At 56.5% G+C, this 15,616-nt stretch carries 13 protein-coding genes and 4 tRNA genes; 11 read left to right on the top strand and 6 right to left on the bottom strand.

The genetic code is table 11. The annotated features are described in order from the left end of the window. Positions 1-41: 41 nt before the first annotated feature. Genes ADG881_RS02580 through ADG881_RS02570 form a run of 3 tightly spaced genes read right to left on the bottom strand, consistent with a single transcriptional unit; the run spans position 42 to position 1,890 of the window. A complete protein-coding gene (locus ADG881_RS02580; RefSeq protein ID WP_007149707.1) occupies positions 42-773 on the bottom strand; it encodes a UDP-2,3-diacylglucosamine diphosphatase in 732 nt (243 codons plus the stop codon). 2 nt (positions 774-775) lie between these two features. Further along, complete coding sequence (locus ADG881_RS02575) at positions 776-1,387, bottom strand: peptidylprolyl isomerase (RefSeq protein WP_007149790.1); 612 nt, start codon at positions 1,385-1,387, stop codon at positions 776-778. A gap of 5 nt (positions 1,388-1,392) precedes the next feature. Then, the gene (locus tag ADG881_RS02570; protein ID WP_007151150.1) at positions 1,393-1,890 is read right to left on the bottom strand and encodes a peptidylprolyl isomerase; all 498 of its coding nucleotides are present in this window, start codon (positions 1,888-1,890) and stop codon (positions 1,393-1,395) included. 156 nt (positions 1,891-2,046) lie between these two features. Here ADG881_RS02570 and ADG881_RS02565 point away from each other — a divergent pair, with 156 nt between their 5' ends. Then, a complete protein-coding gene (locus tag ADG881_RS02565) occupies positions 2,047-3,732 on the top strand; it encodes a glutamine--tRNA ligase/YqeY domain fusion protein (RefSeq protein ID WP_007149365.1) in 1,686 nt (561 codons plus the stop codon). Between the two features lie 116 nt (positions 3,733-3,848). On the opposite strand, the gene ADG881_RS02560 is transcribed toward ADG881_RS02565, so the two are convergent. Together ADG881_RS02560 and folD are read right to left on the bottom strand one after the other, a co-directional pair. Next, positions 3,849-4,181 (bottom strand): YegP family protein, encoded by a 333-nt coding sequence (locus ADG881_RS02560; RefSeq protein ID WP_007151317.1) that lies wholly within the window; start codon positions 4,179-4,181, stop codon positions 3,849-3,851. Positions 4,182-4,368: 187 nt separating this feature from the next. Continuing rightward, a complete protein-coding gene (folD, locus tag ADG881_RS02555) occupies positions 4,369-5,214 on the bottom strand; it encodes a bifunctional methylenetetrahydrofolate dehydrogenase/methenyltetrahydrofolate cyclohydrolase FolD (protein WP_007150091.1) in 846 nt (281 codons plus the stop codon). Positions 5,215-5,472: 258 nt separating this feature from the next. On the opposite strand from folD, the gene ADG881_RS02550 reads away from it, so the two are divergent. The 10 genes from ADG881_RS02550 to ADG881_RS02505 all read left to right on the top strand — a co-directional run bounded on the left by ADG881_RS02550 (position 5,473) and on the right by ADG881_RS02505 (position 14,643). Continuing rightward, positions 5,473-5,549 (top strand) — tRNA-Pro (locus ADG881_RS02550). A gap of 26 nt (positions 5,550-5,575) precedes the next feature. Beyond that, a tRNA-Arg gene (locus ADG881_RS02545) sits at positions 5,576-5,652 on the top strand. A 32-nt stretch (positions 5,653-5,684) separates the two neighbouring features. Beyond that, positions 5,685-5,760: transfer RNA gene (locus ADG881_RS02540), tRNA-His, on the top strand. A 179-nt stretch (positions 5,761-5,939) separates the two neighbouring features. Continuing rightward, on the top strand, positions 5,940-7,253 hold the full coding sequence (gene tig / locus ADG881_RS02535; RefSeq protein ID WP_007150297.1) for a trigger factor: 1,314 nt from the start codon (positions 5,940-5,942) through the stop codon (positions 7,251-7,253). Between the two features lie 288 nt (positions 7,254-7,541). Continuing rightward, positions 7,542-8,198 (top strand): ATP-dependent Clp endopeptidase proteolytic subunit ClpP, encoded by a 657-nt coding sequence (gene clpP, locus ADG881_RS02530; RefSeq protein WP_039925993.1) that lies wholly within the window; start codon positions 7,542-7,544, stop codon positions 8,196-8,198. A gap of 118 nt (positions 8,199-8,316) precedes the next feature. Beyond that, positions 8,317-9,597 (top strand): ATP-dependent Clp protease ATP-binding subunit ClpX, encoded by a 1,281-nt coding sequence (clpX, locus tag ADG881_RS02525; RefSeq protein WP_007151111.1) that lies wholly within the window; start codon positions 8,317-8,319, stop codon positions 9,595-9,597. A 55-nt stretch (positions 9,598-9,652) separates the two neighbouring features. Further along, positions 9,653-12,049 (top strand): endopeptidase La, encoded by a 2,397-nt coding sequence (gene lon / locus ADG881_RS02520; protein ID WP_007151474.1) that lies wholly within the window; start codon positions 9,653-9,655, stop codon positions 12,047-12,049. Between the two features lie 185 nt (positions 12,050-12,234). Continuing rightward, the gene (locus tag ADG881_RS02515) at positions 12,235-12,507 is read left to right on the top strand and encodes an HU family DNA-binding protein (protein ID WP_039925990.1); all 273 of its coding nucleotides are present in this window, start codon (positions 12,235-12,237) and stop codon (positions 12,505-12,507) included. A gap of 10 nt (positions 12,508-12,517) precedes the next feature. Continuing rightward, positions 12,518-12,594: transfer RNA gene (locus ADG881_RS02510), tRNA-Asp, on the top strand. A 117-nt stretch (positions 12,595-12,711) separates the two neighbouring features. After that, positions 12,712-14,643, top strand: a complete 1,932-nt coding sequence (locus tag ADG881_RS02505; RefSeq protein WP_039925989.1) for a SurA N-terminal domain-containing protein — start codon at positions 12,712-12,714, stop codon at positions 14,641-14,643. Positions 14,644-14,791: 148 nt separating this feature from the next. Here ADG881_RS02505 and ADG881_RS02500 read toward each other — a convergent pair whose 3' ends face one another. Beyond that, entirely contained in the window at positions 14,792-15,589 is a 798-nt protein-coding gene (locus ADG881_RS02500; RefSeq protein ID WP_007150414.1) for an enoyl-ACP reductase, read from the bottom strand. Between the last annotated feature and the right edge of the window lie 27 nt (positions 15,590-15,616).

The following is a 15,616-nucleotide window of genomic DNA, read 5'->3' as shown; positions in this document are numbered from 1 at the left end:
AGAATTGAAACATTAATCCGCGAGTTATTAATTATTAACTATTAATTGATGTCGAAGCTTTCCAACCGCAGTCCCCGCTCACTGTCCGCCACAATCTGCCACCCCAGCTTCCCCCAGTCACCCAGTACCCAGCGCTTGCCGGTGCCGTCAGGCAAGGCTACGTCGTGGACGTCCGGGCGGTGGGTGTGGCCGTGGATCAAGTGCTTCACACCGGCGTCCTGCATTTCCCGGACCACTTCTTCCGGGGTGACATCCATGATGTTTTCGGCCTTGTTGGCATTGTTACCCTGGCTTTGCATACGCATGCCCTGGGCGATCATGCGACGCTCTTCCAGTGGTTTGGCGAGCATCCCCTGTTGCCACTGGGGGTTGCGGGCCATGGTGCGGAACTGCTGATAGGCGGTGTCCAGGGTGCAAAGGCTGTCGCCGTGCATGAGAATCGCATCAGTGCCGTAAAGATCGACTACGGTGCCTTCGTCGAGCAGGGTGCCGCCGCAGGCAGTCGCAAAGTCGTTGCCGAGCATGAAATCCCGGTTGCCGTGCATGAAGTAGAGCTTGCTGCCGCTGTCGGAAAACTGGCGGAAGGCGGCGATGGCATCGAGATTGAAGGGGGTGTCATCATCGTCGCCGATCCAGGCTTCGAACAGATCGCCCAGTACATACAGGGCATCGGCTTTGCCGGCATGTTCCGCCAGCAGCTTTTCCAAGGCATCCAGATGCTCAGGGCGTGCCGGATCCAGGTGCAGATCAGAGATGAAAAGGGTGTAACTCATGACTATTGAGCGTCCTTCTCTTCGTTCGCCTGTTTAGCCGGCGTGCTGTCATCTTCCAGGCGGTAGGCCTTGGTAATCAGAATCGGAACTTCCGGAACATCGCGGGCCATCATGCCGTTAAGGCGCTGGCTGGTGGTGCGTTCGCGAGCAATATTGTCGACCACATTCATGCCGTCAGTGACCGCTCCGAAAACGGTATAGCCCCAGCCGCGAGTGCTCTTGCCGGTGAAATCCAGATTGCGATTGTCGACCAGATTTACAAAAAACTGGGCGGTGGCGGAGTGCGGGTTGCTGGTGCGCGCCATCGCCAGGGTGCCGCGCTTGTTCTTGAGACCGTTGTCGGCCTCGTTCTGAATGGGCTCGCGCGTGGCCTTGCGCTGCCCGCTCTGGTCAAAACCGCCACCCTGAATCATGAAACCGCTAATAACACGGTGAAACTGGGTGCCGTTGTAGAAGCCACTGTCTACATATTGAAGAAAGTTGGCGACACTTTTCGGGGCTTTGTCTTCATACAGCTCGATGGTCACCGGGCCAGCAGTGGTGTCCAGGCGGACCACCGGGTTGGCCAGCAACAAGCCGGGAAGCAGGGCGAGCAGGGCAGCAGCAAGGCGCATGACGATTAGTCCTCAATCAGCTCGGCGGATTCGATCAGTACCGGTTCTGCCGGTACATCCTGATGGCCGCCGCTGTTGCCGGTGGCGACATTGCGGATTTTTTCCACCACGTCCATGCCGTCAGACACGGCGCCGAATACCGCATAGCCCCAGCCGTCCTGGCTGCGTTCCTTGTCCAGGAAGTGGTTATCGGCCACATTGATGAAGAACTGGGCCGAGGCGGAATGCGGATCCGGGGTGCGCGCCATGGCAATGGTGCCGGCCTTGTTGGACAGGCCATTGCCCGCTTCATTCTGGATCGGTGCGCGGGTGGGCTTTTGCTGCATGTCTTCGGTGAAACCACCGCCCTGGATCATGAAGTTGCTGATAACGCGGTGGAAGATGGTGCCATCAAAGTGGCCTTCCTTGACGTATTGCACGAAGTTCTCGGTGGTTCCCGGCGCTTTCTCTGCGTCCAGTTGCAGGGTGATTTTGCCGTAAGTTGTTGTCAGCAACACTTTCATTGATGTTTCTCCGCAGGGTCGGACCCGTCAGTTAACGCCTATTTTGCGTACAGAGGGGCCCTGAGTCTTTGACTGTTGGGGGGGCTACAGTACACTAGCGCACCTTCATTTTCACCGTACCCATTTACCGTATCTCTATCCGGACTGGCCCAGGCAATGAGCGAAACGAAAGCGCCAAGCAATTTTATCAGACAGATCATCGACCGTGACCTCGCAGAAGGTAAAAATGACGGCCAGGTGGCTACCCGTTTTCCGCCGGAGCCCAACGGTTACCTGCATATCGGCCATGCGAAATCTATCTGCCTCAACTTCGGTATCGCGGAAAGCTATGGCGGTAGCTGTAATCTGCGCTTCGACGATACCAATCCGGAGAAGGAAGAGGACGAGTACATCCAGTCCATCAAGCAGGATGTGCAGTGGCTGGGGTTCCAGTGGAACGGTGAAGAGCGCTTTGCCAGTAACTACTTTGACCAGCTGTATGATCTGGCGGTGGGCCTGATCCAGAAAGGCCTGGCCTATGTGGACAGCCTGAGCCCGACGGAAATCGCTCAATACCGCGGTAATTTCACCACGCCAGGCAAGCCGAGCCCTTACCGTGACCGGTCTGTGGATGAAAACCTGGCGTTGTTCGAGCAGATGCGCGACAACAAGCTGGACGAAGGCGAGGCGGTGCTGCGCGCGAAAATCGACATGCAGAGCCCGAATATCAGCCTGCGTGATCCGATCCTCTACCGGATTCGCAAGAAGACCCACCACCAGACCGGTGACAAGTGGGTCATCTACCCCATGTATGACTTCACGCACCCGCTGTCGGATGCCATCGAAGGCATTACCCACAGCCTGTGTACGCTGGAATTCGAAGATCATCGTCCCTTTTATGATTGGGTGGTGGAGAATACGGCTGTATCGGCCAGTCCCCGCCAGTATGAATTTGCCCGGTTGAACCTGAATTACACAGTGACCAGCAAGCGCAAGCTCAAGCAGCTGGTGGATGAAGGGCACGTGGATGGCTGGAATGATCCGCGCATGCCGACCATCTCCGGGTTGCGTCGCCGCGGTTACACCCCGGCTTCTATCCGTACCTTTTGTGAGTCGGTGGGGGTTAGCCGTGCGGATTCGGTGGTGGACATGGGGATGCTGGAAGCGGCGATCCGTGATGACCTGAACCAGTATGCTCCGCGGGCCATGTGCGTGATGAATCCGTTGAAAGTGGTCATCGAGAACTGGGAAGAGGGTAAAGAAGAGTCGCTGATTGCGCCGGTGCATCCCCAGAATGAATCCATGGGCACCCGCCAGGTGCCGATGACGCGGGAAGTGTATATCGACCGTGAGGATTTTCGGGAAGAGGCCAACAAGAAGTTCAAGCGTTTGGTGTTGGGTGATCGGGTGCGGTTGCGTTACGGCTATGTAGTGCGTGCCACGGATGTGGTGCGCGATGCACAGGGCGAGATCGTGGAAGTGCGTTGCACCTATGATCCGGACACCCTGGGCAAGAACCCGGAAAATGCCGAGGACCAGGGCAAGATGCGTGGGGTAATCCATTGGGTCAGCGCGGTAAAAGGCCTGCCCTGCGAAGTGCGTCTGTATGACCGTTTGTTCAGTGCTGCCAACCCCGGCAAGGGGCTGGAAGAAGGGCAGACCTTCCTGTCGCACATCAACCCTGAATCCCTGACTGTGCTGGATGGTTGCTGGGTAGAGCCGGGTCTGCGCGGCGCGCTTGCGGAAACCCGTTACCAGTTTGAGCGCGAAGGCTATTTCTGTGTGGATCAGGACAGTAGCGAAGAACGGCTGGTGTTCAACCAGACAGTGGGCTTGCGTGAGTCCTGGCCGAAGGAAGCCTGAGTGGCACGCTGGCTCGATCATCGGCTATTGATTGCTGCGTAGCACTGCAGCAAGGCTGAAAACAAAAAAGGCCGCACTCGGATGCTTGAGTGCGGCCTTTTTTATTGCGAGCGCTTTCAGGTCAGGTCGACCAAAGCGGCGGTGGGTGCATTGGCTGCAACGGATGCAATGCCGTTTTCCATGCCGTCGGCGCTCTTGTACATCTGGCTTTGCCCAATCACTTGGTGGTTGGCGGCCTTGAGGACGAAGTAGTGCCGCTCGTCCTTGGCGATCTTGCGTTCGAAGTTGTCATCAGCGGTGCTGTTCTTGCGTACCGAATCGATGCCGTTCTCGCAGGCGGACTTGGTGGTGTATTGCTCGCTGGCGAGGATGATCTCGCCGTTGCCGGCTTTCAGGCGAAAGATGAACTGGTCATTGCTGGCTTTGTCGATCTCGAACTTCCCTGACATGGTGCTCTCCTTGGTCTGCCTCAATTGGGCGGCTGCAACGAGAAAATCACTGCAGCATCAAGGATGCTAACCCAGCCCGACAGCGGTGGATATTGACCATTTTATGACAGTTCAGGGCGAGCACAGATGATGGGGAGTGATGGGGAAGCAGGGAAGAGTGGGGCGCCTGAGGCGCCCCGGTTGGCACTTAGCCGAAGGCTTTCTCGCCGGATTGCAGGGTCTGGAAGATAAGGGTGTTGATCGTCATTGGTCCGACCCCGCCTGGGACCGGGGTATAGGCGGTCACGCGATCAACCAGCGGCGCCAGTTCAATATCCCCGCATTTTTGCGGGTGGAAGCCGGCATCGACCACCACTGCGCCATCCTTGATCCAGTCCGCCTTGATGAATTCCGGTTTGCCCACGGCGCCGACAACGATGTCTGCCTGCTTCACCAGAGCCGGCAGGTTCTGGGTGCGGCTGTGGCAAATGGTGACGGTGGCATTGGCTTCGAGCAGCATCATCGCCATGGGTTTGCCCAGAATCGCGCTGCGCCCCACCACGACGGCATGTTTGCCTTCCAGCTCCACCTGATAGTGCTCCAGCAACCGCATGATGCCCTTGGGGGTGGCGCAACCGTAGGCGGCTTCACCCATGCTCATGCGGCCAAACCCGAGGCAGGTAACGCCGTCCACGTCCTTTTCCAGGCTGATAGCGTCGAAACAGGCGCGCTCGTCGATCTGGGCGGGCACCGGGTGTTGCAGCAAAATGCCGTGCACATCCGGGTTGCTATTCAGTTCGTCAATCTTGGCCAGTAGCTGTTCCGTGGTGGTTTCTTCACTCAGTTCGATGGCGACAGATTCCATGCCAACACGCTGGCAGGCGTTGCCTTTCATCTTTACATAGGTGGCGGAGGCCGGGTCAGCACCCACCAGAATGGTGGCAAGAATCGGCGTGCGGCCGTCGGCCTTGGCTTTCAGGGTGTCAACGCGCAGGCGCATCTCCTGTTCAAACTGCTGGGCCAGGGTTTTGCCATCAAGAATCTGGGCGGTCATGTGGGCGGTCTCTCTGAAATTGACTACATATTAGGAGGTGCGGCTCGGCGGGGTGCGCTAATGACAGCCAGCCGGGGTAGCCGGGAACGGCGCGATTCTCGCATGCGCAGGCACCGCGCGCAAAAAATGGACGCAAAAGTTGCCTAAAATCTGAACGTTAGACATTTTTTTGCGTCAAACACCGTTGACGCTTATGGGGGTGCCGAGTATTATGCGCGCCTCGCTTTCGAGCTTAGTTGCTAACTTTGCTTTATGAGACGGGGTGTAGCGCAGCCTGGTAGCGCGCCTGCTTTGGGAGCAGGATGTCGGGGGTTCGAATCCCTCCACCCCGACCAGTTGGCTTGATGGCGGAAACCTGCAAGCGCCTGTAGCTCAACCGGATAGAGCAACGGCCTTCTAAGCCGTCGGTTGCAGGTTCGAGTCCTGCCAGGCGCGCCAGGCAGGACAGCAAGAAAGCAGACAGTTTTATGGTGATTGTAGCTCAGTTGGTAGAGCTCCGGATTGTGATTCCGGCGGTCGTGGGTTCGAGCCCCATCAGTCACCCCATATTAAAAGCCTCCGGGATAGATCCCCGGAGGCTTTTTCGTATGGGCTTCAGGTGCTGCGCTACAGGCAGACTGTAGGCAGCGAAGCTCCCTTTGATTATAATCTGCGCCCTTCATTAGGCCGTCTTCGCGTTATTTCGGCGGCGGGCAGAGATAAAAGTCTTTTTTAAAGAGGATGTTATGCAGGTTTCTGTTGAAACGACTTCAGGTCTTGAGCGCCGTGTGACGGTGGGTGTACCCGCGGAAAAAGTGGATGTGGCAGTAGAAGGCAAGCTGCAGGAAGCCCAGAAAACGATCCGTCTGGACGGTTTCCGCCCGGGTAAAGTGCCCATGCGTGAAGTAAAGCGTCGCTTTGGCGGGGCCGTGCGTAACGAAGTGCTGGCTGACGTCATGCGTGAAGCCTTCATCGAGGCGGTGGAGCAGGAAAAACTGCAGCCCGCTGGCATGCCCGGTTTTGAAGCCAAGACCAACGAAGCAGGCAAGGATCTGGAATTCGTGGCGACCTTCGAGGTGTACCCGGAGGTTGAGCTGGCCGCGTTCGATACCATCGAAGTGGAAAAGCCCCAGTCCGACGTTACCGATGCCGACGTGGACACCATGATCGAAACCCTGCGCCAGCAGCGTGCGGAGTTTGCCGATGTGGACCGTGCCGCCGAAACCGGTGACCGCGTCAATATCGATTTCAAAGGCCTGAAAGACGGCGAAGCCTTCGAAGGCGGTACCGCCGAAGGTCAGAATCTGGAGCTGGGCTCTGGCCAGATGATTCCGGGCTTTGAAGACGGCATCGTTGGCATGAAAGCCGGTGACGAGAAAGACATCGATGTGACTTTCCCGGAAGACTATCAGTCCGAAGACCTGAAGGGTCAGTCAGTCGTGTTCCAGATCAAGGTCAACAAGGTGGAAGGCAAGGCGCTGCCGGAAGTGGACGCCGAGTTCATGAAAGGCTTTGGTGTGGACGATGGTGATGAAACCAAGTTCAAGGCTGAAGTACGCAAGAACATGGAGCGTGAGCTCAAGAATGCCATCACCAGCAAGGTGAAAGAGCAGGCCATGGACGGGTTGGTGAACCTGCATGAGTTTGACCTGCCGGCAGCCCTGGTCACCCAGGAAATTCAGCGCATGCGTCAGCAGATGATGCAGCAGTTTGGTGGCGGCCAGCAGTTTGATCCCTCTATCCTGCCGGATGACCTGTTCAAAGAGCAGGCCGAGCGCTCCGTGCGTCTGGGTCTGGTAGTGCGTGCCATCCTCGACAAGAACGAAATCAAGGCAGATGCCGACAAGGTAAAAGCCCGCGTTGAAGAGATTGCCGAGCAGTACGAAAAGCCGGAAGAAGTGGTGAGCTGGGTCTACAGCAATCCGCAGCAGCTGCAGCAGATTGAAGGCGCAGTCCTCGAAGAGCAGGTGGTCGACCTGGTGCTGGAAAGCGCCAAGGTGGAAGAGAAAACCATGCCTTACCAGGACGCAGTGAAGCCGCGCGAGCAAGCGGAAGGCTGATTTAATCCTTCGGTTTGACCTTCAAAACGGGGCCTTCGGGCCCCGTTTTGCGTTATTTATGCGCAATTTGCGCAAGAATTGTGCACTTGAACCCCTCTCCCGCCCGCTTTTATAGACGCCCCTTTGGTGCCGTCATAAGATGCCTGAAGACCTATTTGCCTTGCTTGCCTTGTTTTCCGGCCTTCTGGCCCCCAAGACAACGCAAGGTACATGCCGGTTGTTTTGACCTCCGGCATCAATAAACAGTTGAGAACGTCCACGGACGATCGACGAGAAGGAAAGCGCTACATGATCGACTTGAGCCGTATTAACTCGCTTACTCCGGAAATGAGCCAGCTGATCAAGGATCCGACCAATCTGGGGCTGGTGCCGGTAGTTATCGAGCAGACCGCCCGTGGGGAACGTTCTTTCGATATCTACTCCCGCCTGCTGAAAGAACGGGTGATCTTCATGATTGGCCAGGTGGAAGATCACATGGCCAACCTGATCGTGGCACAGATGCTGTTCCTTGAGTCCGAGAACCCGGACAAGGATATCCACCTGTACATCAACAGCCCGGGTGGCTCGGTTACCGCTGGCATGTCTATCTACGACACCATGCAGTTCATCAAGCCGGATGTGTCCACCATGTGTGTAGGCCAGGCGGCCAGCATGGGGGCCTTTTTGCTTACCGCCGGGGCTACTGGCAAGCGTTTTGCGCTGCCCAATGCCCGGGTGATGATTCACCAGCCGCTGGGTGGCTTCCAGGGCCAGGCCTCAGATATTGAGATTCACGCCAAGGAAATCCTGAAAATCAAAGGGCAGCTCAACAGCTTGCTGGCTCATCACACCGGCCAGCCCATCGAGCAGCTGGAAAAAGACACTGACCGTGACAACTTCATGAGTGCCGACGAAGCGAAGGAATACGGCATCATTGACGCGGTGTTGAGCCAACGTCCTGTTTAAATAGGGCCTGTTCGTACAAAAAGTGTCCTAACGGAACAGCAGAGCGGCCCGGCGGGCTTGAAAAACACCGGGCTACCCTGCATCTTCAAAGCAAATACACAGGTTTAGAGGCAATTCGATGACCGATTCCACTGGCAAGGGCGACGACGGCAAACTGCTGTATTGCTCCTTCTGCGGCAAAAGCCAGCATGAGGTCCGCAAACTGATTGCGGGGCCCTCGGTCTTTATCTGCGACGAATGCGTGGATCTGTGTAATGACATTATCCGCGAGGAAGTGCAGGAAGACACCAGCGATACGGCTGGCGAGCGCCTGCCCAAGCCGAACGAGATCAAGGATACCCTTGATGAGTACGTGATCGGCCAGGAGCGCGCCAAGAAGGTGCTGGCTGTGGCGGTGTATAACCACTACAAGCGCCTGCGTAGCGGCGGCAAAGGCCGTGACGAAGTTGAGCTCGGAAAAAGCAATATTTTGCTTATTGGGCCTACCGGTAGCGGTAAGACCCTGCTGGCCGAGACCCTGGCGCGTCTGCTCAATGTGCCGTTCACCATCGCGGATGCCACCACGCTCACCGAAGCCGGTTATGTCGGTGAGGACGTGGAAAACATTATCCAGAAACTGCTGCAGAAATGTGACTACGATGTGGACAAGGCCCAGCGTGGCATTGTCTATATTGATGAAATCGACAAGATTTCCCGCAAGTCCGACAACCCCTCCATCACCCGTGATGTGAGCGGTGAAGGCGTGCAGCAGGCACTGTTGAAGCTGATCGAAGGCACCGTGGCGTCTGTGCCGCCCCAGGGTGGGCGCAAGCATCCGCAGCAGGAATTCCTGCAGGTGGATACCTCCAACATGCTGTTCATTTGTGGTGGTGCCTTTGCCGGTCTCGACAAGGTGATCCGTGAGCGCTCCGAGAAGGGCGGTATCGGCTTCTCCGCCGAGGTAAAGAGCAAGGACAATACACGCAATCTGGGCGAGCTGCTGGTCGATGTGGAGCCGGAAGATCTGGTCAAGTATGGCCTGATCCCCGAGTTCATTGGTCGTTTGCCCGTGATCGCAACGCTGGAAGAGCTGAGCGAAGAAGCGCTGATCCAGATTCTCACCGAACCGCGCAATGCGCTGACCAAGCAATACGCGCGTCTGTTTGAAATGGAAGGGGTGGAGCTGGATTTCCGCGACGATGCCCTGCGTGCGATCGCCAACAAGGCCATGGTACGCAAGACCGGTGCTCGCGGCTTGCGCTCGATCCTCGAGGGCGTATTGCTCGACACCATGTACCAGGTGCCGTCCATGGATAGCGTGGCCAAGGTGGTGATCGATAGCCCGACCATCAAGGGTGAATCCGAACCGTTGTTGATTTACGAAAACAACGAGCAGTCTTCCAAGGTGGCTCCGGATTGAGACCCGGGCATGGTCCGGGTCTGTCCTGCTTTCACCTAAGTCATAGAGGCAATACGTGCTGAAAGATATTCCGCTTTTACCGCTACGTGATGTAGTGGTGTACCCGCACATGGTTATCCCGCTGTTTGTCGGCCGGGAAAAGTCCATTGCGGCTCTTGAAGCTGCCATGGCAGCTGACAAGCAGATCATGCTGGTCGCCCAGCGTAATGCCTCCGACGACGATCCGGGTGTGGACGACATCTACCGGGTCGGAACGATTTCAACCATCCTGCAATTGCTCAAGCTGCCGGACGGTACCGTGAAGGTGCTGGTCGAAGGCGGTCAGCGTGCCCATGTGGCCAAGGCTGAATTTGGTGAAGAAGGCGCTGTTGCTGATGTGCGCGAGCTGGAAGAAGGGCTCCCGGACGAAAGCGAGCAGGATGCGTTGTCTCGCTCACTGCAGGGTCAGTTCGAGGATTACGTCAAACTCTCCAAGAAAGTGGCGCCGGAAGTTACCGGTTCCGTTTCTTCCATCGACGAAGTCAGCCGCTTGGCTGACACCATTGCCGCTCACCTGCAGCTCAAGCTGGAAGAGAAGCAGGACGTGCTGGAAATGGTGGACGTGCGCGAGCGTGTTGAACACCTGATCGCGCTGATGGAATCCGACATTGATGTGCTGAAAGTGGAAAAGCGCATCCGTGGCCGGGTGAAAAAGCAGATGGAGAAAAGCCAGCGCGAGTATTACCTGAACGAACAGATGAAAGCCATCCAGAAAGAGCTGGGAGATCTGGAAGACAGCGGTAATGACCTGGATGATCTGGAAAAGAAAATCGACAGCGCAGGCATGCCCAAAGAGGCCCGCGACAAGGCTCAGGCAGAGCTGAACAAGCTCAAGATGATGTCCCCCATGTCGGCGGAAGCCACGGTTGTGCGCGGTTATCTGGACTGGATGACCTCGGTGCCGTGGAAAAAGCGCAGCCGGGTGCGTCATGACCTGAATTACGCCAAGGAAGTGCTGGACCGGGACCACTACGGTCTGGAAGACGTAAAAGATCGCGTGCTGGAATTTTTGGCCGTACAAAGCCGGGTCGGCAAGGTGAAAGGGCCTGTGTTGTGCCTGGTTGGGCCGCCAGGGGTGGGCAAGACCTCATTGGGGCAATCCATCGCCAGCGCCACTAATCGCAAGTTCGTTCGCATGGCGTTGGGTGGTGTCCGTGACGAAGCGGAAATCCGCGGCCATCGCCGGACTTATATCGGCTCCTTGCCGGGTAAGGTTATCCAGAAACTGTCCAAGGTGGGCGTCCGTAACCCGCTGTTTTTGTTCGATGAAGTCGACAAAATGGGCATGGATAACCGGGGTGATCCGGCGTCGGCACTGCTGGAAGTGCTGGACCCGGAACAGAACGATACGTTCAGTGATCATTACCTGGAAGTGGACTATAACCTGTCCGAAACCCTGTTCATTTGCACATCCAATTCCATGAATATTCCGGCGCCCTTGCTGGACCGCATGGAAGTGATTCGTCTTCCCGGTTATACCGAGGAAGAGAAGGTCAATATTGCGCTGCAGTACCTGATCCCCAAGCAAATCAAAAACAACGGCCTGAAAAAAGATGAGCTGTTATTTGATGAAGCCGTGTTACGGTACATCGTTCGCCATTACAGCCGGGAGGCTGGCGTGCGTGGCCTGGAGCGCGAAATCAGCAAGATTTGCCGCAAGGTGGTGAAAGAACATTTGCTCAGCGGTGAAACGAAAACGGTCACCATGAGCGAAGAGCTGGTTGAGCATTATCTCGGTGTCCGCAAGTTCAGCTTTGGTCGTGCTGAAGAGCAGGATCAGATCGGTCAGGTAACCGGCCTTGCATGGACTTCTGTGGGCGGTGAGCTGCTCACCATTGAAAGTGTTTCCACGCCAGGCAAGGGGCGGGTGATTTCTACCGGCTCACTGGGTGATGTAATGCAGGAATCTATCCAGGCTGCGTGGACGGTAGTGAAAAGCCGTGCAGGCACCCTGGGCATTCGCCGCCGGGCACTGGATCGCAACGACCTGCACATGCATGTGCCGGAAGGGGCAACCCCGAAAGATGGGCCCAGTGCCGGTGTGGGTATGTGTACGGCCATGGTGTCTGTGTTGACCGGTATCCCGGTGCGTGCGGATGTGGCCATGACCGGTGAAATTACCCTGCGTGGGCAGGTGCTGCCGATTGGCGGCCTTAAGGAAAAGCTGTTGGCTGCCCATCGCGGCGGAATCAAGACGGTATTGATTCCGGAAGAAAATGAGAGGGACCTCAAGGAGATCCCCGACAATATCAAGGCGTCCTTGGACATTCGACCAGTAAAATGGATTGACCAGGTACTTGATGTGGCACTGACTCATCAACCAAATCCGCTTTCCGAAGCGGAGCTGGAAGAGGATTTAGCGCTGGCAGAAGAGAAAAACCAGGAAGGTAACAAACGTCCTAGTACACATTAACGGATCACATTTAAACCTTTTTAAATTGTTGATCTGTATGGTTTTTCAATTGTTTTAACTTGGGTGAGATCGTGCTTCTCCTTTCTTGACGCCCCTGATACCCGTTGGTATAAAGGCGGCTTCGCATAAGGAGAGTGCATCACGCCTCGACCATAAAACCGGGAAAATAGAGAAAGGGGAACTTTGTGAATAAGTCAGAGTTGATTGATGCGATTGCCGCTAGCGCGGATATTTCCAAAGCCGACGCTGGTCGCGCTCTGGATTCTACTTTGGAAGCGGTAACTGGCGCCCTGAAAAAAGGTGACAGCGTTTCTCTGGTAGGTTTTGGTACTTTTGCTGTGAAGCGTCGTGAAGCTCGCGATGGCCGTAACCCGCAAACTGGCCAGACCATCAAGATCGCCGCTGCCAACGTACCGGGCTTCAAAGCCGGTAAGGCACTGAAAGACGCGGTGAACTAAACTGTTTGCAGGAGCGGTAGTTCAGCTGGTTAGAATACCGGCCTGTCACGCCGGGGGTCGCGGGTTCGAGTCCCGTCCGCTCCGCCAGTTTGAGAAAGCGTACTCGTAAGGGGTACGCTTTTTTGCATTTAAGGGAACCTGCAGTCATCCGCCGGTTCTGAATAATAAGATCGAATTTCGAGAGTATCCCTACGGAGTAATTTCATGCAGGAGTTCAGACGGTTTGTCCGCGGTCCCGTGGGCAAGGTCCTGCTTGCCGCAATCATTCTTCCTTTCGTGATTTCCGGCTTTTACGGCTACTTTGTCGGTGGAAGCACAGGCGACGTGGTAGCTGAAGTGGAAGGCAGCAAGATCACACGTAGTGTTGTGAACCAGCGGGTAGAGCGGGTTCGTAACATGCTTCGCGAGCAAAGCCCGAACATGAATCCTGCATTGCTGGATTCATTTGTACGTCCGGAAATGGTGCTGGATGGCATCGTCAACGAGCAACTGATTCTGGCCGCAGCGGAACAATCCAGCATGGTGTTCAGTGAGCAACAGGTTGCTGCCGATATTTACAAGGTGCCGCTGTTCCAGGAAGACGGCAAGTTTTCCGAACAGCGGTTCGAGCGTGAACTGCGTGCCCGTGGGATGAACCCGCAGAGTTACATCCAGGGGTTGCGTCAGGACATGATCAAGGAGCAGTTCCGTGCGGGCTTCATGCAGACGGACTTTTCGCTTCCTTCCGAGCTGAACGAACAGCGTCGTCTGGGTGAACAGTCCCGCGACATCCGTTATGCGCAACTGGATATCAACTCACTGCGCAAACAGTTCAGCGTGTCAGACGAAGAGGTCAAAGCCTTCTATGACGAGAATCAGGGTGAATTCATGCGCCCTGAAGAGTTCAAGGTGTCTTACGTTGAACTGTCTGCGGACAAGTATGCCGATCAGGTTAGCGTCACTGACGAGGATGTGAAGGCGGAATACGATGTCCGTAAATCCATCATGGAAGAAGCGGGTGCCGGTGACGCACCACGCCAGGTGTCACATATTCTCATCGAAGTGAACGATGACCGGGATCTTGAACAGGCGAAGGTCCGTGCCCGTGAAGCGGCGAAAGCCATTGCCGGTGGTGAGTCCTTTGCAGATGCTGCTGCCCAGTACTCCGACGACTCAGGCAGCGCCCAGTCCGGTGGTGATCTGGGTGTGGTTTCCAAAGGGGCCTTGCCTGAAGAAATGGAAGACGCCATTGCCGATCTGGCTTCCGGCACCGTCTCTGCGCCGGTGGTAACGGACGCCGGGGTTCACCTGATCAAGGTGACCCAGGAAGAGACCGCTCGTGCCTTGCCGTCGCTGGCTGAGCTGTCGGATCAAATCCGCGCCGACCTGAAGAAAGCCCGTGCGGAAGCGTTGTTGAATGACGATGTGGCGAAGCTGGAAGAGCTGCTCTACGAGCATGCCGATCTGCAGAGCCCGGCAGAGCAGGTGGGCACCTCTGTGGTCACCACCGACTGGGTCGACCTGGCGGCGGCTGATGCGCCATTGTCCCTGCCTCAGGTACAGCAAGCGCTGAATTCTGATCAGGTGCGCGAACAGGGGCACAACAGTGATCTGATTGAAGTTGATCCAACCCGTTATATCGCCGTACGCATTGCAGAGAACAAGTCTCCTGAACCGATGCCGTTTGAGGAAGTCTCTTTCGCTATTCGCGAACGCCTCAAAGGTGAGCACGCCATGGACAAGGTCCAGCAGCTTAACGAAGACGCACAGAAATCCATCGATGATGGTGCTGATCTGGCGGCAGTGGCGGACCTGTTCGGGGTAGAAGTTGAAGAGCAGGAAGGCCTGCAGCGTGGTGGTGCAGAACCGTCTATGGAAGTGGTCAATGGTGCATTCGGTGCGCCGCGCTTCGAAGAAGGGGAAGCCTCTCCTGTGGCGCTGACCCGTCTGGGTGACGGTTCTGTGGTTGCCTACCAGGTGACTCGGGTTGCTGACGGTAATGCCGAACCGTTGAGTGATGCCCAGCAGCAGGCGGCATTGGTTGAACTTGCCAATGTGGAAGGGCAGCGCAATTTCCGTCAGGTGGTTGCCCTGTTGCGCGATGAAGGCGATGTGGAATTGCATCCCTCTCGACTGAGCGCCAATCAGGGAGAGTAGTCTCCCTGCGGCGTTCAGCTCATAAAAAAGCCCACCGGATGGTGGGCTTTTTTTATGTCAAAACACTGTCGCTTTGTGCATGGCCAGCGGCGCGATGACCCTCCGTGGGTAAGGACCGTGCCGCTAGCGGCGCTCTTGCATGGTGGCGTTAAAGCTCCAGTTCAAACGGCATGGATACCGTGCTTGCGCCAGCGTCCACATAGGTGATCTCGCCGGTAATGCCGGAGGCCAGGTCCGAGCACAGGAAGGCCGCAGTATTGCCCACTTCCTCAATGGTGACGTTACGGCGCAGAGGCGCCTTGGCGGCATTGTAGTCGAGCATGCTGCGGAATTTCTTGATGCCAGAGGCCGCCAGAGTGCGAATCGGGCCGGCAGAGATGCCGTTCACACGGACGCCGTCAGGCCCCATGCTGGCAGCCAGATAACGCACGGACGCCTCCAGGCTGGCCTTGGCCATGCCCATCACATTGTAGTTGGGCACAGACTGGCGGGCAGCGTGGTAGGTAAGGGTAAGCAGGGCGCCATTGCGGCCGGCCAGCATGCTCTTGCCTGCCTTGGCCAGTGCCACGAAGCTGTAGCTGGAAATGTCGTGGGCAATCTGGAAACCTTCGCGGGTGGCCACATCCACAAAATTACCGTCCAGTTCTGCAGCTGGGGCAAAACCCACTGCGTGAACGATACCGTCCAGGCCATCCCACTGCTTGCCCAGTTCGGCAAAGACGGCGTCAATGGCCTCGTCGCTGGTCACATCGCAAGGGAAGCACATGGCCTCGCTGCTGCCGTAGCGTTCTGCAGCTTTAAGAACGCGGCTTTTCAGTTTGTCGTTCTGGTAAGTGAAAGCCAGCTCGGCACCCTCGCGGTGCATGGCTTCGGCAATACCGGTGGCAATGGAGCGGTCGCTGGCGACACCGACAATCAGGTAGCGTTTGCCTGCAAGAAATCCCATGTTCGTCCTCGATGTGCTTTTGAGTTG

This window comes from Alcanivorax sp. DG881, from assembly GCF_000155615.1.
Classification (GTDB): domain Bacteria; phylum Pseudomonadota; class Gammaproteobacteria; order Pseudomonadales; family Alcanivoracaceae; genus Alcanivorax.
This window is presented reverse-complemented; position numbering and strand designations above follow the sequence as displayed.